This window comes from Sporosarcina sp. Y838 (genome assembly GCF_056786515.1).
On the sequence record NZ_JBXCJD010000018.1, the window covers coordinates 12,418 to 33,155 of the forward strand.

A 20,738-nucleotide genomic window follows, 5' to 3' on the forward strand; every position below is an offset into this window, starting at 1 on the left:
GTGTCAGTAAATGATCCATGTGGGGGTCATCGGGTATTTCAAATAGCTGCATACCAGTCCGCACGCCAAATTGTTTTTTAAATGGTGGAGATGCTGCAAGCACGATACCACCTTTCCGCTCTTTATTGCCGATGATGGCAATCGGCACTTCCATAACATCAAGCCCTTCGATTGCGGCAGCACAACTGGCGTAAAAGCTACGCATGTCGAGGCAGACAATTTTCCGATTTGGTAAATGTTCATACATATCAAACTCCCCCTACAAAGAACGTATGTTCTTATTTATATTATAGCCCTAACTGTAACTCATATACAATGGAATATTTATGCACGCACTTTGTTCCTTTCATTTTTCCCACAGCAAAAAAGCCGGCAGTTAGCCAGCTTTTAATAACATACATCGCTTTTCACTTAGGTATTCATAAAATTTTCGACCTGTGGATAAACTACTAAATGATATTCCACGTCCAGATTCCAGAACGGTGCATTTTCTCATTTTTTCATAAAGTACTTTCGGCCCAGTCTTTCGACAACTGACGGTGCAACAGCGTAAATTTTGCTAGTGATGCCCATATACCGAGGTAAATTCACATCACGGACAGATTTCCCCAATGTTTTAATCACCGCATCGGCAACAGCTTCCACCGTCAACAAATGTCTGCCGAGCGATGTACGGTAAGCACCTGTTTCATCCGCAAGTTCAAGAAAAGGTGTGTCAATCGGACCCGGATTAATAGTGGTGACCTGGATACCGTATGAAGCTACCTCCATACGAAGTGCATTCGTATAGCCAATAATCGCGTGTTTTGACGCAGCGTAAACGGATGCTTTCGGGGTAGCAACTTTCCCCGCCTGTGAACCAAGATAAATAAGATGGCCGCTCCGGCGCTCTCTCATGCCGGGCAATAAAAGCTTTGTCAGTTGCATCGGTGCGATGACATTGACGGTCATCATGTTTTGAATCGCTTCATCGGAAGTCTCATGTGCAAAACTGAACGTACCCATACCCGCTGAAAAAATGACAGCATCCGGAGATCCAATCTGCGTCATTAAATGTTCGATGTCTTCTTTTTTTGTTAAATCTGCCGGTATCACTTGTGCGCCTTCAAGTCGCAACTTCTCTAAAATGGCAAGTGATCTTCCCGTTGCCCATACTTCATATCCCTCTGCCAAAAGCCGCTTCGATAATGCATAACCGACACCGCTCGTAGCACCTGTAATCAAAACCATTTTACGCTTGCTCATATTGGAGAATTCCGTTTTCATCTCGTTTTTCATGAACAAGCCCCTTTTCAAAAAGGTAATCGGTTTGGCCAATTGTTTCTGATAGCGTAAGACCAAGCTCTTTTTCATAGACGGATGGGAATAACTCGCGCGTCAATTCGAAAATTGTACGTTGGCCTTTATCCATCATTGCAAGCACCTTCATCGCCCGTTCGTGCTGTCTTACGAAACGGCCTTCTATAAGCTCGTGAGCATTGCGCACTTCATCACCATGACCGGTATATATGATATCAACGGGTAAAGTAAGAATGCGTTTCAACGACTCGTTATACTGCAACAAAGAGCGTGGACGGCCATGCTCAGGATTAAGCGGCGGCTCGATAAGCGGATTTGAAGAAACTTTTTCAAGCACCAAATCTCCGCCAATCATTGTTCTATTCTCTTCATCCCACAATACGATATGGCTTTGCGCATGACCTGGTGTTTCCATAACCGTCCAGCCGGCATGCCCAGGCAGCGCATCTCCTTCAGCAAGCGTCATGTCGAGTGGACGTTCTCCCATAAGCGAGACAGACCTTTTCATCTTCTTAACCCAGCCAAGGTACTGTTCAGGTACGCCTTCTTCGATAAGTCGCTCTAGATAAAATGCATCATGATAGCGGAAGAAAGCTTCATCCCGTTTGAGCCATAAATCATTGTAGGTATGACCTAAAACTTTTGCGTTATCAAATGCGTCAATCCAACCAGCGTGATCTGGATGATGATGTGTCAAAATGACCTGTTCAATATCATTGAATGAGTAACCGGCTTCCTTGATGCCCTGTTTCAATGCTTCATATGCATCAGGGGTTTTCGGCCCCGCATCGACGAGTGACAGCGTATCTCCTTTTATAAGAAAAGCATTTACATCGCCTACTGCGAACGGTGTTGGAATAACAATCTTGTGTAACATATAAAAATCCCCTTTATTAGATGAATGAGTATTCAGTACAGTGTACCTTTTTTATGAGTGGACGTCATCTTTTGAATCTATCCTCTACCAAGATGGTAAAAATGCTATAATAACTTTATGTATTCTCGTGTTAATTTACTAAAGTATGAATGATTAGGAGGACGTATGTATGGGTTTATTCGGATTCTTCAAGAGTCAATTTATTGAAGTCATTGAATGGACGGATCAGAACGCAAATACAATGGTTTATCGTTTCCCTGTTCACAATAACGAAATAAAAATGGGTGCAGAATTAACCGTTCGGGAATCACAAGTCGCAATTTTCGTCAATGAAGGCGAAATTGCTGATGTATTTGGACCAGGACGTCATCTATTATACACACAAAACATGCCCATAATGACGAAATTGAAGTCATGGAAACATGGATTTAACTCCCCTTTTAAAGCGGAAGTATATTTTGTTAATACAAAACAATTTATCAATCAAAAATGGGGCACGTCGAATCCAATCATGATGCGTGATTCCGAATTTGGAGTCATTCGATTACGGGGATATGGTATTTACTCGTATAAGGTGTCCGACCCCGTTGTTTTCTTAAAAGAACTTTTTGGTACGAACGCATCCTATGATACGAGCAGCATTGAAGGACAGTTAAAAAAGATGGTGCTATCAGGACTTTCAGACCTCTTTGCAGAATCAAATATTGCTGCCCTTGACCTGGCGATGAACTACGACGAGCTTAGTGACAAAGGCAGAGAGAAAATGGAACAACGATTCAGTTCATTTGGATTTGAAATTACTTCATTATATATTGAAAACCTATCACTTCCTGAAGAAGTTGAAAAAGTGTTGGATCGAAAAACGTCCATGGGTGTCATAGGAGACATGAATCAGTATCAGCAATACCAAGCCGCAGAAGCCATCAGGGAAGCCGCGCGGAATGAAGGCGGCGGTTTAGCTGGTGCGGGTGCAGGAATTGGAGCAGGTGCCGCACTTGGAAGTGTTATGGCGAATGCCTTCCCGGCCAATCAACAGCAAAGAAGTTCCTCTAATACTACGCAAACAGAAAAGAAGACTTGTCAGCATTGTCAGACACTTATTAATAAGAATGCGAAGTTTTGCGGCGAATGCGGTAAATCCGTGCTTGCGCAACAAGTACCATGTACGAGTTGCAATGCACTCATAAATGAAGATGCAAAGTTTTGCGATGAATGTGGTACAAAGCAACTGACCGAAAAAACATGTGTAAAATGTGGCAAAGTAAATGGTCCAAATGCCAAGTTTTGTAGTGACTGTGGAGAAAACCTTTAACTCGAATGCAAAAGAGGTGTTCCTATGACGGACTTAACAAATAATAAAGATTTGGAATCGATCAAAACTAAACTGACGACGGTAAATAAATGTTCTTCCTGTGGAGGTAACACGTTATTTGAACCGAAAAGTGGAAATCTGAAATGTCCGTTTTGCGGAAGCGAAAAGGAAATCGACCAGTCTTGGGAAAATAGTTTTGAACACGACTTCTTAGAGGCATTAGAAAAAGAAATTCACAGCTGGGACGATGAAAAGCGTGTTTTTAAATGTGAAAACTGTGGTGCCGAAACACTTTTAGATAAAGATAAAGTGGCCGATTTCTGCTCATTTTGCGGGTCTTCTCATATTGCAATAAGTGAACACCATGCGGGCATGAAACCAGCATTGGTACTCCCCTTTAAAATCGCGAGAGATGATGCTGTTGAAAAATTCAAGATATGGCTGAAACAGAGATGTTTTGCTCCATCTAAGCTAGTGCAATCGTATAAAATGGATACCATTGCGGGAGCATACATCCCGTACTGGACTTTTGATGCCCAGACGGATTCTTCTTTTATCGTCCAGATTGGCACGTATTATTACGTAACGGAAATACGGACCGTATTTGAAGATGGCAAGTCCAAACAAGTATCTGAACAGGTAAGGAAAACCCAATGGCGTACGGAACACGGGCGCTACAGCGAATTCTTTGACGATGTTTTGGTGAAAGCATCACGTAATGTAGCAAGTGGCCTTATTGATAAGATTGAACCCTTTCAGTTAAATGGACTCCTCGACTATAAAACAGAATATTTATCCGGTTTTTTAGCAGAAAGGTACTCGATTCCATTGAAGGATGGCTGGAATGATGCAAAAAATAGTATTGACGCCGGTATTAAGAATGGAATACATGGACAAGTATATGGTGATGTTGTCAATATTGTAAGTGTTTCCACTAACTACGACAACATTACTTACAAACATATTCTATTACCTATTTGGATTTCTTCGTTCCAGTTCAACAATAAAATCTACCGCTTCCTCGTTAACGGACAAACCGGTAAAGTTAGTGGGCAATCGCCGATAAGCGCCGTAAAAGTATCGATTTCCGTCATAGTGATCTTAGCAATTATATTCATAATCTACTTGCTCTACACGATAAGCTAAATATTTTATTGCATAAAATGATAGTTGACTTTCTCCTGTCGGCATGCAATAATCGGACTAATTCAAGTACATATAGGCGTTGAAGAAGATAAGTAATTGCGGTAATGGAGAACAGAAAATGTGGTCACTGACTGAAAGCCACCCTCCCTCTCCCGCTTTGAACCTCCTTCCGAGCTGCTGTGGAAACACAGGCGTGCCTTTCGCGTTAAGAAAGAACGAGATGTACCGGTTTATAATCGGTAAATTTAGGTGGTACCGCGGAAACATGTGTTTTCGTCCTTATTTAGTAGGGGCGAGAGCGCATTTTTTTTGCGTCTGTCAAAGGAACTTATGCTGTTATTAACGGAATGAAAGAGGTAATTCAGATGAAAACGATTGTATTTATAGGAGCCGGATCGATGGCGGAAGCCGTTATTTCCGGTATTGTGGAGCAAGGTGCTGTAATACCTCAAAATGTTTACGTCATGAACAGGTCGGACGATGAAAGACTAATTTCACTGCACAATAAATATGGAATCTCGATTGTTAGCAAGGACAAAGAAGCGCTGAAAAATGCAGATCTCATTGTACTTGCGACAAAACCAAAAGACATCTACCAAGTGATGGCAGACACACTTCCCCATTTGGCTGAAAAGACAGCGGTTTTATCGGTCATTGCAGGTGTTTCAATACAAACAATCGAGACAGGTCTCGGTTTTAGACCAATCGCGCGCTCTATGCCCAATACATCTGCTACAATCGGAAAATCAGCCAGTGGTATCGCGTGGAATAGTGCGGTTAGCGATGCGTTAAAAATATATATACTCGGTCTTCTCAATTCAATTGGGATGGTGAGAGAAGTCGAAGAAGATGACCTACATGTAGTCACTGCTCTTTCCGGAAGCGGCCCGGCGTATGTCTATTATTTAGCGGAAGCACTTGAAGAAGCGGCAATCAGCAAGGGTCTTACAAAAGAAGTAGCACGTGCACTTATTATCCAGACTATTGAAGGAGCTGCGGCGATGTTGAAAGAAACAAGTGCGGAACCCGCGGAACTGCGCGAAAACGTGACAAGTCCAGGCGGCACAACGCAAGCAGGATTAGAAGCTTTGGAAAAAGGTCTATTTAAAGAAACGGTTGCGGACTGCATTAGTCAGGCGGAGAGGCGTTCGCGTGAGCTTGGAGCAATGTCTTGAAGTTACTCAATTTGTAATAAACAGTAGAACGTCAAACTCGAATAATAGGTCATTATTTAAAGTGACTATCATTCGAGTTATCGTTCAAGTAAACAAAACATGTATTCATTGAAATACGCACCATAACTCAATTTACCATCGTTATAGTAAGGAATAATGGTATCGTCAGCTTGGAGTTTACTAATTTCCCCCATCAGGCTCTCCCCCATATATAAAATGAATGTAACTATACTTCATACAATAGCCGCAACTAGTTCGGCAATTCTTATTTACTACGTTTATAATGAAAATCATCTCCATTTTCCGTCACACCAAAAACTTCATTTTCTATTGAATAAAAAATCGATGCGTTGCCTGCAGTTTCTATACGATTAAAGAACGTTTACGGGTAACTACTTTACTATTATTAGTTAGACGAGCAGTATGAAAGAAAGTTCAAATTACTACCAAAGCTGAAACGAATTAATAATAGAAAAGCACCAAACTCCTATTTTTCTCAAAACTTAAATCCTTTCAATTTCTAACTTTACATACATACACATAGAGGTTTTAACGTTAGTCTATTAAACCTCACCATAGAGTAGAAAGACCAATGTGATTTTTCTCTTTATCTTCATAATCACCTTATCAATTATTTTTCTAATTGAATTAGAGATTTAAATCTGTTCAAGACGGCTGAACTGTCTTAACATCTCGTCTTTGTTATACTAGTCGTGTTAATCATTTAGGAGGTATGTAAACATGGCAAAGTTATTTGAACCATTTAAATTACGTGACGTTGAATTTAAAAACCGTATCGTTATGTCGCCGATGTGCATGTATTCGAGCCATAACGAAGATGGAATGATTGAGGATTGGCATAAGACGCATTACACCACACGCGCTGTCGGTCAAGTTGGTCTTATCATTGTTGAAGCAACAGCAGTTCAACCTGAGGGACGTATTTCTGCGCAAGATCTAGGTATTTGGAGCGACAATCATATTGAAGGTTTGGGAGAAACAGTCCGTCTCATGCAGCAATACGGTACAAAAGTAGGAATCCAACTTGCACATGCTGGACGTAAAGCGACAGTTGACGGCGATATTTATGCTCCATCTGCAATTGCCTACAATGAAAAATATAAAACACCTGTCGAAATGACCGAAGACGATATTAAAACGACCATACAAGCATTCAAAGATGGCGCTTTACGCGCGAAAAAAGCTGGATTTGATGTTATCGAACTTCATGGTGCACATGGCTATCTCATTAATGAGTTCCTGTCACCCCTTTCCAATAAGCGCACAGATGAATATGGTGGATCGCTAGAAAACCGTTATCGCTTCTTGAAAGAAATTATTGATGAAGTACGTGCCGTTTGGGATGGTCCACTTATTGTTCGTATTTCTGCACATGATTATAGTGATGGTGGCATGACACCCGAAATATACGTGGAAATGGCGAAGTGGATGAAATTGCAAGGAGTGGATCTGATTGATGTCAGCTCTGGGGCGCTCGTACCAGCAGCGATTGATGTATTCCCTGGTTACCAAGTGAAGTTCTCTGAAACAATCAAAGAAGGTGCCGAAATATCAACAGGCGCGGTTGGTCTAATCACGACAGGAATCCAAGCAGAAGAAATATTGAAAAATGGACGAGCTGATTTGATCTTACTTGCCCGTGAATTATTACGGGATCCGTACTGGGCTTATACCGCGGCAAAAGAATTGGGCGAGGAAATTAAAGCACCAAAACAATATGAGCGCGGCTGGAAATTTTAACTAGTGAATAACCGAAAACCCGTAAAGGATCTTTAGACACAAAAAAAGATGGAAGAGCCCATTATGGTCATTCCATCATTTTTTTCCTGAAATTCCACTTACGAAAAACTACGTTTTAGTGAGCGTAGTAATACATGTGAAATGTTTCATACTTCATTGTGGAGAAATCAAAACATGATATGTTTCGGTTTCTTCCAAAAAAGAGCGATAATGGTGCCGATCAATAGGACAATCGTTGCAAAGTAGTAAGGATAGTTCAAGTTTATGTCAAATAGCACACCCCCGATTATCGGACCGAAAATATTACCTAGACTCGTGAAAGTAGAATTCATACCACCGACAAAGCCTTGTTCGTTACCCGCTATTTTTGATAAATAAGAAGTAACGGCTGGGCGTATTAAATCAAAGCCGACAAATAGAACGAATGTTGTTAGTAGAATGGAGAAATATGAACTGACATACGTCATTAATAACACAAGTATTGTTGAAACTGCTAAACTATAGCGAATTACATTGATTTCACCCATGTGTTTTACTAACCGATCAAACAATAAGACCTGCGCAACAGCCCCGACAATCCCGCTTCCTGTGATGACGATAGCGATGTCTTTTGGCGTGAAGCCAAATTTGTGGTCGACGAATAGGCTGAATAACGATTCGAAGGCTGCGAGGCCAAAGGACAAGACAAAGATTATTATAAACGCTATAAGATACATCGGTATGAAAATGCGACTTAACCCAGTCTTTTGCCCTGGCGTCGGTACTTCTTCATCTGCACGTTCAGGCTCTTTCAATAGAGCGATTGAAAGAATAGCTGCAAATACCCCTAATACACCTGCCGAATAGAAAGGGACCCGCGTGCCGATTTCGGCTAAAAAACCGCCTATCCCGGGTCCAATGATAAAGCCTGTACTTATGGCAGCTGACATATAACCGAGTGCTTTTGATCTGTTTGTACTCGTGGTAATATCTGCAATGAAGGCTGTCACCGCAGGCATGATGAACGCCGCACTGATTCCACCAAGCATGCGTGAAATGAAGAGGACTTCGATTGATTTTCCCATTCCGAATAAAAACTCCGAAAAGCCAAATATGAATAAGCCCACCACAATCATAATTTTTCGACCGTATTTATCAACCCATCGACCTGAGATTGGCGAGAAGATAAGCTGCGTAATCGCAAATGCCGCAACCATGTAGCCCACGACTGAACCGCTGATTTCCAGCTCATTCATTATCGTCGGTAATACTGGAATAACGAGTCCAATACCTAAAAAGGCAATAAATAAGTTCATTAATAGAATAGCTAATACGCCTTTTTTGTTTTTCATATAGTAAACTCCTCTAACTCTCGACTTGGTGAATTACGTCGAAATATACACAATACTGACTCTCTCACGAGTATAACATCATTCATATAATAATTATTATGATTTCTTAAGTTTATTGAAATTGCTCTGCTAAAACATTTAACGGAAATCTAAAGGGACGAAAGAGCCCGACTGACCCCTTCATATTTTTCATTATTCTATCCATTACGAATTAGTTTCATCAGGATTCTAATTTCACTCTCTAAAAACTTCCCCATCTCTCCACTCGAACCGAGAAAAGTCCTCAGCAATATATAGGTTTGGGAATATTGCCGTACCTTGTTTAAGCAGCTGTGCCACATCGCTTGCCATAAATCGCGCACTAATATGATTGGCGATAAGGGTTTTTGCTCCCGCTTCTTTTGCTGTTATAGCGGCATCACCAATCGTCGAATGACCATATTCTTTTGCCAGGTTTCCAGTTCCATTATCGAAAGTAGCTTCGTGAATTAAAATATCCGTATCTTGCGCTAGTTCAACGGCAGCGGCGCAATAGCTGGTATCTCCGAGAATGGCAACCGTAAATCCTTTTTGGGGGTCGCCAGTGACTTCTGAACTAGAAACGATTCGTCCATCATCCAATGTCACATCTTCTCCATCTTTTAGCTGCTTCAACTGCGGACCATTTGGAACTCCCGCTTCTTTCGCTTTTTCAATTAGTAATTTTCCTGGAAGTGGTTTTTGCTCAATTCTGTAACCAAAGCACGGAATAATATGTTGTAAGTTCTTTGTAGTAATACGATAGTTAGCATCTTCAAATACCAGACCTTCACTAACTTCATGGATGTGCAACTCGTAATTTAAATGGGTATTTGTAACGCGCAACGTTGTCTTGAGCCATTCGTTAAGTCCAGGTGGCCCGTATATATCAAGTTTTTCCTTACCCCCAAGAAACGAACGGGAGCCAATTAAACCGGGCAACCCAAATATATGATCACCGTGTAAATGCGTAATGAATATTTTGCTGATTTTTCTTGGTTTCAGAGAAGTATGTAAAATCTGATGCTGTGTCGCTTCCCCACAGTCAAAGAGCCAATAACCTTCTCCTTCAGCGGATAAATTCAATATGACTGCTGATGTATTACGCATTTTTGAAGGCATACCCGCGCCTGTTCCTAGAAATTGCAGTTCCATAATATATGTCCTCCTTTCATTTAAAGCCCCGTTTTACAGTTCCAGGACCAAACTTTTGTTCCAATTGTGATAATAATGTATCCATTGTCTCTTCTTTCGCATGTTTTTCATAGTTATAAATCGATAGTTGCTCATGCAGTTCATTCATTAGAATTACGTTTGTAACAGTAATTCCAAGAAGACGAACCGGCTCCCCGTCCCAATGTTTTATAAACAAATCAGTCGCCTCTTTGAAAATGTCCTGTTCTTTATAAAGAGGATTGAGGACAGTCCGGCTCCGTGTTTGATTATGCCAATCGGCTGTACGAATTTGAATCATAACTACCGTCCCAGCAAGTTGCCGATTGTCGAGGCGGACTGCAACTTTTTCCGCCAGCCATTTGAAAACTTTCAAACATTCGTCCAGGTCTGTTTCATCCACAGGCAATGTAGTTGAACTGCCTACACTTTTTCGTTCTTCAGCTGCTTCTGGGTCTACAGGCCGATCATCAATACCATTTGCACGATTGTGAAGACGGATTCCTTGCTTACCTAGGGAAGACTTGACAGTGAGTTCATCGATTTTCGCGAGATCGCCAATCGTATAAATACCTAGCGTATTCATTTTTTTCTCTGTACTCTCCCCAATTCCATGCATGTCAATAACGGGTAGAGGCCATAAAATCGATTCAATTTGTCGTTTCCTTAAAATCGTAACACCCATCGGCTTTTTCATATCCGATGCTGTCTTTGCTAAGAACTTATTCGGTGCAATACCAATTGAACAGGGTAGATCGAGCTCTTGTAATATACGCTGTTGCATGGACATAGCAATATTTACGGCATCAGTCAAACCACCGATTGCTGTAATGTCAATATACGCCTCATCTATGGACACCGGTTCGACAAGGTCCGTATACGTTCTTAGCAATTCAAAAACCGCAGAAGAAGCGGTTCGATATTTTTCAAAGTCAGGTGGAATTATTACGAGATCCGGGCAAAGCCTTTTCGCCTCACCGACAGTCATTGTCGTGTAAACACCGAACGCTCTCGCTTCGTAAGAGCACGTCACGAGAATGCCTCTCCTTGCTTTCGGATTACCAGCGACAGCGAGTGGTATTCCTTTCAACGAAGGGTCGTGCGCTTGTTCGACGGATGCGAAAAAACTATTCATATCAAGATGAAGAATAACTTTTGCCCGTGATGCACCAACCGTTTTCACGACACTTCCCCTCCTTTACTTTTAGTGTAATTATAATGCAAAAAACGGACAGAAGACACTGTCCGGTTTGCATACTACTCTTCTAGTGCCAATTGCGCTTCTACATAGTCACTGATTTTATCCATACCAGCCAGAGTTTTGGATAGAATCTCCGGATTGACAACAGTAATCATCCGGTTCTCCAAATTTGCAACTGACGTGAAGTAAGGTGTTCGTGAATAAGCCATGAGAGCCGAAGATGTCAAAGCACTTCCAGGGATATCAAGAATTTCTTTTGCATCCAGAACGAGTAACCCCATGAATAAACTGCCGGTCTGAACGACGACGACGCGGGCGTCCTCTCGTCCTTGTGCACTTTTTCCATATAAAATTTGTTCGAAGTCCAGAATCGGAACAAGTTCCCCTCGAATCCGCATAAGTCCCAGCATAAAGTTGGGTAGGTGAGGAATCGGATTCACATGCTCAAGTCGCTCGATAGACACGACCGCCTCAATGGAAATCGCATATTCTTCATTACCGCATTGAACGATGACAGCTTTCAAGTCACTCATGTGGTAAGCCCCCTCTATTATGCAGTCGCTGTTACACGTACGATTTCAAGCAATAGCTCTGTCAGTTTGTTCAATTCATCAACTGGCATGCGTTCATTTTTTGTATGAATTTCTTCATAACCGACGGATAATGTGACTGTGGGAATACCTGCACCGTTGAATACATTACCGTCACTTCCACCACCGCTTGTCATTAGTTCCGGCGTCAATCCAATATTCCGAATGGCTGTTATCGCTGTTTGCACGACTTGTGCATCTTCTGCAAAACTGAAGCCAGGATACATGAGTACAACTTCCGTTTCAGCTCTTCCGCCCATCAGCTCAGCAGTTTGTTCAAACGTCCGCACCATATGCTCCGTTTGTTCATTTAGTTTGTCAGAATTAATGGACCGTGCTTCCGCTAAAATATGAACTTCATCACAGACGATATTCGTTGCTTGCCCGCCTTCAAAGCGTCCAATATTAGCAGTCGTTTCCGAATCAATCCGACCAAGTGACATTGCAGCGATGGATTTGGCAGCAATGTTAATAGCCGAGACGCCTTTTTCAGGAGCAACGCCAGCATGTGCTGTTTTCCCATAGATTGTTGTCCGTAATTTTGCCTGGTATGGTGCAGCAGTTACAATGCCGCCCACTTTTTGATCGCTGTCAACAGCGTAGCCAAACTTAGCTTTAATTACTGACATATCCAACTCTTTCGCACCAACAAGGCCGCTTTCTTCACCAGCTGTAATAACAAACTGAATATCGCCATGTGGCTGACCACTTTCTTTTAATGTACGCGCCATTTCAAAAAGTGCAGCAATCCCCGCTTTATCATCCGCGCCAAGAATTGTTGTACCATCCGAATAAATATATCCGTCCTCGCGTAATTCAGGTTTAATTCCCTGACCTGGTACTACGGTGTCCATATGACAAGTGAAATAAATCGGTTCAATTCCTTCAGCTGTCCGATTCATTGTCGCAATTAGATTACCTGCTCCATGTCCAGTACGATCGTCAGAATCATCCTCTTCAACGTCGAATCCAAGTTCCAGCATTTTATTTGTTAATACATCTGCAATTTGACGTTCGTCTTTTGTTTCCGAATCTATTTGAACTAATTCCAAAAATTCGTCTAATAGTCTTTGTTTATTCATCCAAAACATCTCCCTATAGCGGTATATTACCATGTTTCTTGTACGGTCTAGTTTCTTGTTTGTTGCGCATCATGTCGAGTGCTTGTAATAGTTTAATGCGGGTTTCACGCGGATCAATAACGTCATCGACCATACCGTGTGATGCTGCAACGTACGGATTTGAGAACTTCTCACGATACTCTTCAATTTTCTCTGCACGCATCGCTTCGGGATCGTCGCTGTTTGCGATTTCTCTCGCGAAGATGATATTTGCCGCCCCTTGTGCGCCCATAACTGCAATTTCAGCGTTTGGCCATGCATAAACAAGATCTGCTCCAATTGACTTTGAATTCAATGCAACATAAGCTCCGCCAAATGCTTTACGCAGAATAACTGTGATTTTTGGAACTGTTGCTTCTGAATAGGCGTATAGTATTTTGGCACCGTGTCGAATTATACCACCATGCTCTTGTTTGATGCCCGGGAAGAAGCCCGTAACGTCTTCAAACGTAATGAGTGGAATATTGAATGAGTCACAAAAGCGTATGAAACGGGCAATTTTATCGGATGAATCAATATCCAGCCCTCCAGCCATCACTTTAGGCTGATTACAAACAAGGCCAACAGGTTCTCCTTTCATGCGAGCCAATCCGACGACAGCATTTCTTGCGAATTCCGCTTGAACTTCCATAAAGGAATCTGCATCAACGACTTGTTCAACGACCCTGCGTACGTCATAAGGCCTGATTGTTTCATACGGCACGACATCTGCTAAATCTGCACGATAATCATCTACTTCATCATACTCCGCAATTGGTGGTTTTTCATTATTATTTTGTGGTAAATAGGCAAGTAATTTTCTAACGCTCTCAAGTACCGTCTTCTCATCTTTACCACGGAAGTGCGCATTACCGCTAATCGTATTATGTACCTTAGAACCACCCAAATCTTCAGATGAAATCTTTTCACCCGTAACCGTTTCAATTACTTTCGGTCCCGTAATGAACATCTGACTTGTTTCGTCCGTCATGAAAACAAAGTCCGTAATGGCAGGCGAATAAACAGCACCCCCTGCACAAGGTCCAAGAATCACAGAAATTTGCGGTATAACACCTGAATATATAGCGTTACGATAGAAAATTTCTCCGTAACCGTCAAGTGAGACGACACCTTCTTGAATACGCGCTCCGCCTGAATCATTCAAGCCAATGAATGGTGCACCATTCTTTGCAGCGAGGTCCATCACATTAGCAATTTTCATCGCATGCATTTCACCTAGTGCCCCACCAAAAACAGTGAAATCCTGTGAAAATAAATAAATGGGTCTACCGTTAATTTTACCGTAGCCCGTGACAACGCCGTCCCCAGGTCCCACTTGCTTGTCCATTCCAAAATCCCGTGTACGGTGTACAACAAAAGGATTCAATTCAACAAATGAACCCGGATCCAGAAGCAAATCAATTCGTTCCCTGGCAGTCAATTTCCCTTTTTCATGTTGTTTAGCAATTCGTTCGTCTCCGCCACCTAGTTCAATTACCCTTTTTTTATCATATAACTCATTTATTTTATCATAAATATCCATCTTTTCAGTCCCCTTTACCGCTTTTATCGCATAGTTCATACAAAACTCCGAACGATGATTTAGGATGAAGGAATGCCACTTCTGCTCCACCGGCACCAGGTTTGGGTGCTTCTTGTAGTAATTGGACACCTTTTTCTCGCAGCTCGGCCATCCTAGTTCGTATATCTGTAACCCCAAATGCAATATGATGGACCCCTTCACCGCGTTTTTCGATGAATTTAGCAATTGGCCCGTCTTCCCCGAGTGGTTCGAGTAATTCAAGTTTGATATTTCCAGCATCTATAAATGCGACACGAACTTTCTGACTTGTGACTTCTTCGATAGCCAAAAGTGAAAGTCCGAGCGTATGTATATAATAGTCAATAGATGTCTCAATACTCTTCACAGCGATTCCAACATGATCTACTTTTTGCATAATGATTCCCCCTTCTCCTATTGTACATTTTACCTCATTAAATGAACAGATGTTGTAGAATTCAGTATTTCTGTTAAAATAGAAGTATAAAGCTTAAGGAGTTTTGTCTGATGTCTAATCGTAAAGTACAGAAAGTCGTTGTCTTAGTGATGGTTGGAGCAATGGTCGCTTCCACTCTCGCATTTGGTTTAAGCATGATTATGTAATAACAAAACAGTCCGCATGTGCAGCTAGCACGTACGGACTGTTTTGTTTTGCAAATTAAAAAACATATACTGTTAATGACTTTTACTATAGCGGTTTCACGTTAAGACGTGCTACTCTCTATTTTTACAGTTCTTCGCAGTATTCTTCGAACTGGCTTTGCAGGTTTGCCACGACAGACATTGGATCATGTCCTTCGATTTCATAACGACCAACCTCAGCCACCATTTTTCCATCTTTCATTAAAACGAATGACGGTGAAGAGGGCAAGTGATCATCTCCGAAAAGCATGCGTGCTTGAGCAGTCGCTTCTTTGTCTTGTCCTGCAAACACAGTTACTAAGTGATCCGGACGTTTGTCGTAATGCACTGAATGTGCAGCCGCTGGACGTGCGATACCGCCTGCACAACCACAAACTGAGTTCACCATAACAAGTGTCGTACCGGGACGTTTAAAAGCATCTTCAACCAGCTCAGGTGTTGTCAATTGCTCATATCCGCTCGCTTCCATCTCCGAACGTGCTGTTTTAAGGATATCATTCATATAAAGATCAAAATTCATATTCATGTATAATCAAACCCCTTTCTATTTTCTTCTATATCATAGCAGGTGGAAACGGTTCCTGCAAAAAGTCTAGCTTTCGAACAACTTTTCAACAGCGACCGTTACTGTAAGACTTCCGCCAAGCAATGCTTTCTCAAGTTCAGCGACTTCCTCTTTTTTACCGGGCTGAGCAAAAAAAGTATCAATAAGACGGTCTTTAATCATGGAACGGAACCAGTCTTTCGTTTGTCCCTGCCTACGTCCATCCCAAAATCCAGCTTCATCCATTGTATCTTTAAATAAATTTATCGTCTTCCATACTTCTTCAAGTCCTGTATTTACAGTTGAGGAAACAGGCAATGCCGTTGATGTCCATCCTGGTGAAGCCGGTTGAAGAAAATGTAGGATTTGACGGTATTCTCGTACGGTCTTTTTCGCCAGCCTCAGATTGTCTCCGTCCGCTTTATGTACGACAACACCATCTGCCAACTCCATAATCCCTTTTTTCATCCCTTGCAATTCATCTCCCGCCCCCGTAAGCACGAGCAACATGAAATAATCGACCATTCCGCGAACGACCGTTTCACTCTGGCCAACACCAACTGTTTCAATCAAGATAACCTCATAGCCCGCCGCTTCACAAAGGAGCATCGTTTCACGCGACTTTTTGTGTACGCCGCCCAGTGTCCCAGCTGTTGGAGAAGGCCGAATGAAAGCATTTGGATGCCTAGCGAGTTCTTCCATACGTGTTTTATCACCCAAAATACTGCCGCCTGTTACAGTGGAACTTGGATCGATCGCAAGTACCGCAACTTTATACCCTTGATTCGCAAGCATCAGTCCGAATGCTTCGATAAATGTACTTTTCCCTGCACCCGGAACTCCTGTGATTCCAATTCTTATGCTGTTACCCGTTTTTGGTAGCAGGTCTAGTAGAAGTTGCTGACCCGCCACTTTATCATCCCAAGTTATACTTTCAAGAAGTGTAATTCCTTTTGCTAAATGAAGCCGAGAACCATTGGATATCCTTTCCGATAACTCTTCAATCGGAATGATGCGCTCTTTTTTTACAAATCGCTTTCGCGCCGTTGCTGCCATGCCGTCATGTGAGGATGTAATTCCGTCCATCACATTTAGAGCGCTGTCATCAAGTAACCGGTTTTTGTCTTTCAATCCGCCACTTCCTCGTAGCCAAGCCTGCGATAGATTTCTTCAATTACTTTCTGCGCAGCAACTGGAATGACTGTGCCCGGACCGAAAATTGCCGCTGCGCCATTTTCACGTAAGAATGCATAATCTTGTGCGGGAATAACGCCACCGACAACAATCAGAATATCCTCCCGTCCAATTTTGGTAAGTTCCTTCCGGAGTGTGGGTACAAGTGTTTTATGCCCGGCAGCAAGCGAGCTCACCCCAATAACGTGCACATCATTTTCAGCGGCTTGCAATGCTGTCTCTTCTGGTGTTTGGAAAAGAGGTCCAATGTCAACATCAAAACCAAGGTCCGCGAAGGAAGAAGCGATTACTTTCGCACCTCGATCATGACCGTCTTGTCCCATTTTCGCAATAAGGATACGCGGACGACGACCTTCGTTTTCCAGAAAATCCTCAGCCATCATTTTCACTTCTTCGATTTCCTCAGTATTCGAGAAGTTTGAACTGTATACACCACTCACGGAACGAATCACCGCCTTATGTCTGCCCGATACTATTTCAATCGCGTCTGAAATTTCACCGATAGTTGCACGTGCGCGTGCCGCTTTAACCGCACATTCAAGTAGATTGCCGTTACCGCTACGTGCGATTTCAGTCAACTCATTGAGATAATTAGTGACTTCTTCATCGTCGCGAGCTTCCTTCATCAAGTTAATACGGTCAATTTGCTTTTGGCGAACGAGCGTATTATCTATGTCCAAAATATCGATAGGATCTTCTGTCTCCAGACGGTACTTATTCACCCCGATAATTGACTCTGCACGTGAATCGATTTGCGCCTGACGTTTTGCTGCTGCTTCTTCGATTTTCATCTTCGGAAGACCAGTTTCAATCGCTTTCGCCATACCGCCGAGCTCCTCGATTTCTTCAATTAGTTCCCATGCTTTGTCCATCAACTCGTCTGTCAGTTTTTCAACATAATACGAGCCACCCCATGGATCGATTACTTTTGTCATCATCGTCTCTTCTTGCAGGAACAATTGCGTATTTCGCGCAATACGAGCAGAGAAATCCGTCGGCAAAGCAATTGCTTCGTCTAGCGCATTTGTATGAAGTGATTGGGTATGTCCCATCGCAGCAGCATTCGCCTCAATCAATGTGCGAGTTATATTATTGAACGGATCCTGTTCAGTCAAGCTCCAACCAGACGTCTGAGAGTGCGTGCGTAGAGCAAGAGATTTCGGGTTTTCCGGTTCAAACGTCTGCATCATTTGTGCCCACATTTTACGTGCAGCCCGCATTTTTGCAACTTCCATGTAATAATTCATGCCAACTGCCCAAAAAAACGACAACCTCGGTGCGAATGAATCAATATCAATGCCCGCTTTCAAACCTGTACGAACATATTCAAGCCCATCCGCAAGCGTATAGGCAAGCTCGATATCGGCCGTTGCTCCAGCTTCCTGCATATGATAGCCCGAAATTGATATTGAGTTGAATTTCGGCATATTGTTAGATGTATATTCAAAAATATCCGCAATGATTTTCATTGACATATCAGGAGGGAAAATATATGTATTCCTTACCATATATTCTTTCAAAATGTCATTTTGGATTGTACCAGCAAGTTTGTCAGCCGACACACCTTGTTCTTCAGCTGCTACGATGTAAAATGCCATAATTGGCAGCACTGCGCCATTCATCGTCATCGATACGGACATCTGATCCAACGGAATGCCGTCAAATAAAATCTTCATATCCTCTACCGAATCAATAGCAACTCCTGCTTTTCCGACATCTCCCGTAACACGCGGGTGATCGGAGTCGTAGCCGCGGTGAGTCGCAAGATCGAACGCTACAGATAACCCTTTCTGACCCATTGCCAAATTTCGGCGATAAAATGCGTTGCTTTCCTCAGCAGTCGAAAACCCGGCGTATTGGCGAACTGTCCATGGTCTTGAAACGAACATCGTCGGGTAGGGACCTCTGGTATTTGGCGCGATACCAGGTAAATCAGTTAAATGGTTAAGGTTTTCGGTATCTTTATCTGTATAGAGCGTTTTGACATCGATTCCTTCGTTTGTTCTAAAAATCTTTCCTGCCCGAGCTGTTATTTCAGTCGAATTACTGGAAGTATGCTGCAAATCTACTTTGTTGAAATCAGGCTTGTTCATTAATCGCGCCGCCTTTCAATTTGTCGTTGATGGCTATCAGTTTTTCCACTTTATCTTGACCTGCGAAAACAAAACCATTTAAACCTGCATTCATCCACTTCTCGGCAAGAGCAGCATCATACTTTCCTGCTGCATCTAACACAAGATGTTGTGTACTTCCTGCCAATAATTGGTCCATTACAGTTTCAGTGAGATTAGATGTTGCACAGACGACTGCATAGGTTGGTTTTTCATGCTTAAGCCATTCAATTGCTTGTTGTGCATTATCAAATGCAGGACTCCACTTAGTGCGCATTCCACCTGTTGCTAAAAACCCGCTAACAAAATCCGCACGCGGTTTGAAATCTTTCAAGTTACCAAACGTCAACAATGCAATGTTTGTTTCATCCTCTTTTTGCTCGGCAGCTAGCTTCTCGAAAGGCTCTGCAAGACGACCTTCAAGTTGAATGCCCTCCCAATCAGTGAAGTTTGTATCTGTTAATTCCGCGTAGACATTCGTCCCAATCAACGACTTTTTCCCGTTTGCAACTTCAGCTCTACGCTCTTCAAGTAACATTTCAAGTCGTCCACAAGTGATAAATGCATCATAACCGCCTACAGACTCCATTTCCAAAAAGAGCGCCCAAGATTTATCAACAAGTTCAGTAGTCAATGTTTCAATAAAATAGGATCCACCTGATGGATCGATCACTTTATCGACATGCGTTTCTTCTTTTATAACCAGTTGTATATTACGTGCCAAGCGAACAGAACTGCTCGTTGGTCCAGTAATTATATTATGTGGATGAACTGTGATGACGTCTGCACCACCAAGTACAGCAGCAAACGCTTCATTCCCCGCACGCAATACGTTTACATACGGATCTAGTTTTGAATAGGAACGTAAGGATGTTGTCGCGATAATCGGGACATACGGTGCTTCCTGGACGTTATAAGCGGAACAAATCGCTTTCCAAAGAATACGGAATGCACGAAACTTTGCAATTTCCATGAAGAAATGAGTGTCAACTGCAAAGCGGACAAAGAAGTCCTCAGCAAAAGAACTAAAATTATCCACTTTTGAAGCCTGTTCCGCAATAGATGATAGTACTAATGCAAGTTCAGTTATTGTATCAGCACCTTTGTGATGTACCGCCCACATATCCGCTCCACTGGTCAAAACATTTGTAAAATCTACTGGAGTGCTCCAGTTCTTTACCGCTATCGCTCCTTTAACTGATGACCGATCAGTTTTCGGTACAAGTGAAAAGACATTCAAAAACATGTCATTCTGATTGGTATTTGTGATGAAAACTGGATATTCCACCATGAGTTTTGCAATTTCAATAAGAGAAGAGTCATCCCATTGTAGTGGACTTGTACCATCATAAACAATCGCTTCATTACCTCGTTTAATAGACTCTTTCAGATCAGCAACGAACTGTTTGCCATCCTTCGCATATTGCTGCTGCGCAACTACCCAGCCTGTATCTATTTTTGGAACACGATTTGAGCGTGTATGTTCCGAAAGGTTTTCTAGTGTATAAAGTGGCTGCAGGTCGATACCTTCAATTGTTTTTGTAATAAGTGATTCAAAAGACTTGCCTTTCATTGATTGAATAGAGACATTTTTCCATTGTTCAAATCCTGTTTCTTTAAATGTTGTTTTTTTCATGGTATGTATTGTCATATTGGACGCTTGCGCTTCCCCCCTTTAAATTGCTACTATTACCTAGTTTAAC

At 42.2% G+C, this 20,738-nt stretch carries 18 protein-coding genes, 1 pseudogene and 1 other annotated feature; of the genes and pseudogenes, 5 read left to right on the forward strand and 14 right to left on the reverse strand.

The genetic code is table 11. From position 1 onward, the window contains the following. Positions 1–22: 22 nt before the first annotated feature. The 3 genes and pseudogenes from AC1TO4_RS16170 to AC1TO4_RS16180 all read right to left on the reverse strand — a co-directional run. Positions 23–247, reverse strand: a pseudogene (locus tag AC1TO4_RS16170) (Y-family DNA polymerase); the annotation flags it as partial. Positions 248–492: 245 nt separating this feature from the next. Then, on the reverse strand, positions 493–1,278 hold the full coding sequence (locus AC1TO4_RS16175; RefSeq protein WP_482106172.1) for an SDR family NAD(P)-dependent oxidoreductase: 786 nt from the start codon (positions 1,276–1,278) through the stop codon (positions 493–495). After that, positions 1,232–2,176: an MBL fold metallo-hydrolase gene (locus AC1TO4_RS16180; RefSeq protein ID WP_482106173.1), complete on the reverse strand. Its 945-nt coding sequence runs from the start codon at positions 2,174–2,176 to the stop codon at positions 1,232–1,234. The genes AC1TO4_RS16175 and AC1TO4_RS16180 overlap by 47 nt, the downstream gene beginning before the upstream one ends. Positions 2,177–2,345: 169 nt before the next feature. Here AC1TO4_RS16180 and AC1TO4_RS16185 point away from each other — a divergent pair, with 169 nt between their 5' ends. The 4 genes from AC1TO4_RS16185 (at position 2,346) to namA (ending at position 7,570) form a co-directional block, all read left to right on the forward strand. Beyond that, positions 2,346–3,488, forward strand: coding sequence for an SPFH domain-containing protein (locus tag AC1TO4_RS16185; RefSeq protein WP_482106174.1), 1,143 nt, complete (start codon positions 2,346–2,348; stop codon positions 3,486–3,488). Positions 3,489–3,512: 24 nt separating this feature from the next. Then, a complete protein-coding gene (locus AC1TO4_RS16190) occupies positions 3,513–4,634 on the forward strand; it encodes a hypothetical protein (RefSeq protein ID WP_482106175.1) in 1,122 nt (373 codons plus the stop codon). 70 nt (positions 4,635–4,704) lie between these two features. Next, positions 4,705–4,918 (forward strand) — a binding site (T-box leader). Positions 4,919–4,999: 81 nt separating this feature from the next. Beyond that, the gene (gene proC / locus AC1TO4_RS16195) at positions 5,000–5,809 is read left to right on the forward strand and encodes a pyrroline-5-carboxylate reductase (protein WP_482106176.1); all 810 of its coding nucleotides are present in this window, start codon (positions 5,000–5,002) and stop codon (positions 5,807–5,809) included. A 741-nt stretch (positions 5,810–6,550) separates the two neighbouring features. Further along, positions 6,551–7,570 carry an NADPH dehydrogenase NamA gene (gene namA, locus AC1TO4_RS16200; RefSeq protein WP_482106177.1) on the forward strand — a complete coding sequence of 340 codons (1,020 nt, stop codon included), beginning with the start codon at positions 6,551–6,553 and terminating at the stop codon, positions 7,568–7,570. A 167-nt stretch (positions 7,571–7,737) separates the two neighbouring features. Here namA and norA read toward each other — a convergent pair whose 3' ends face one another. The 7 genes from norA to mce form a co-directional block, all read right to left on the reverse strand. Then, a complete protein-coding gene (gene norA, locus AC1TO4_RS16205; protein WP_482106178.1) occupies positions 7,738–8,901 on the reverse strand; it encodes a multidrug efflux MFS transporter NorA in 1,164 nt (387 codons plus the stop codon). Positions 8,902–9,135: 234 nt separating this feature from the next. Further along, positions 9,136–10,074 (reverse strand): ribonuclease Z, encoded by a 939-nt coding sequence (gene rnz / locus AC1TO4_RS16210; RefSeq protein ID WP_482106179.1) that lies wholly within the window; start codon positions 10,072–10,074, stop codon positions 9,136–9,138. 16 nt (positions 10,075–10,090) lie between these two features. Next, entirely contained in the window at positions 10,091–11,275 is a 1,185-nt protein-coding gene (locus AC1TO4_RS16215; RefSeq protein WP_482106180.1) for a DNA polymerase IV, read from the reverse strand. A gap of 74 nt (positions 11,276–11,349) precedes the next feature. Next, positions 11,350–11,826 carry a chemotaxis protein CheW gene (locus AC1TO4_RS16220; RefSeq protein WP_482106181.1) on the reverse strand — a complete coding sequence of 159 codons (477 nt, stop codon included), beginning with the start codon at positions 11,824–11,826 and terminating at the stop codon, positions 11,350–11,352. A gap of 17 nt (positions 11,827–11,843) precedes the next feature. Beyond that, positions 11,844–12,965 carry a M20/M25/M40 family metallo-hydrolase gene (locus tag AC1TO4_RS16225; protein WP_482106182.1) on the reverse strand — a complete coding sequence of 374 codons (1,122 nt, stop codon included), beginning with the start codon at positions 12,963–12,965 and terminating at the stop codon, positions 11,844–11,846. A 13-nt stretch (positions 12,966–12,978) separates the two neighbouring features. Then, the gene (locus tag AC1TO4_RS16230; protein WP_482106183.1) at positions 12,979–14,526 is read right to left on the reverse strand and encodes an acyl-CoA carboxylase subunit beta; all 1,548 of its coding nucleotides are present in this window, start codon (positions 14,524–14,526) and stop codon (positions 12,979–12,981) included. Between the two features lie 4 nt (positions 14,527–14,530). Further along, entirely contained in the window at positions 14,531–14,941 is a 411-nt protein-coding gene (gene mce / locus AC1TO4_RS16235; protein WP_482102527.1) for a methylmalonyl-CoA epimerase, read from the reverse strand. A 110-nt stretch (positions 14,942–15,051) separates the two neighbouring features. Between mce and prli42 the strand changes: the two genes are divergently transcribed. Further along, complete coding sequence (gene prli42 / locus AC1TO4_RS16240; RefSeq protein WP_482102526.1) at positions 15,052–15,147, forward strand: stressosome-associated protein Prli42; 96 nt, start codon at positions 15,052–15,054, stop codon at positions 15,145–15,147. 124 nt (positions 15,148–15,271) lie between these two features. On the opposite strand, the gene AC1TO4_RS16245 is transcribed toward prli42, so the two are convergent. From AC1TO4_RS16245 to AC1TO4_RS16260, 4 genes are all read right to left on the reverse strand, one after another. Next, entirely contained in the window at positions 15,272–15,712 is a 441-nt protein-coding gene (locus tag AC1TO4_RS16245) for a BrxA/BrxB family bacilliredoxin (RefSeq protein ID WP_482102525.1), read from the reverse strand. A gap of 66 nt (positions 15,713–15,778) precedes the next feature. After that, positions 15,779–16,816 carry a methylmalonyl Co-A mutase-associated GTPase MeaB gene (meaB, locus tag AC1TO4_RS16250; RefSeq protein ID WP_482106197.1) on the reverse strand — a complete coding sequence of 346 codons (1,038 nt, stop codon included), beginning with the start codon at positions 16,814–16,816 and terminating at the stop codon, positions 15,779–15,781. 41 nt (positions 16,817–16,857) lie between these two features. Beyond that, the gene (gene scpA / locus AC1TO4_RS16255; RefSeq protein WP_482106184.1) at positions 16,858–19,017 is read right to left on the reverse strand and encodes a methylmalonyl-CoA mutase; all 2,160 of its coding nucleotides are present in this window, start codon (positions 19,015–19,017) and stop codon (positions 16,858–16,860) included. After that, entirely contained in the window at positions 19,004–20,686 is a 1,683-nt protein-coding gene (locus AC1TO4_RS16260) for a methylmalonyl-CoA mutase family protein (RefSeq protein ID WP_482106185.1), read from the reverse strand. The genes scpA and AC1TO4_RS16260 overlap by 14 nt, the downstream gene beginning before the upstream one ends. Between the last annotated feature and the right edge of the window lie 52 nt (positions 20,687–20,738).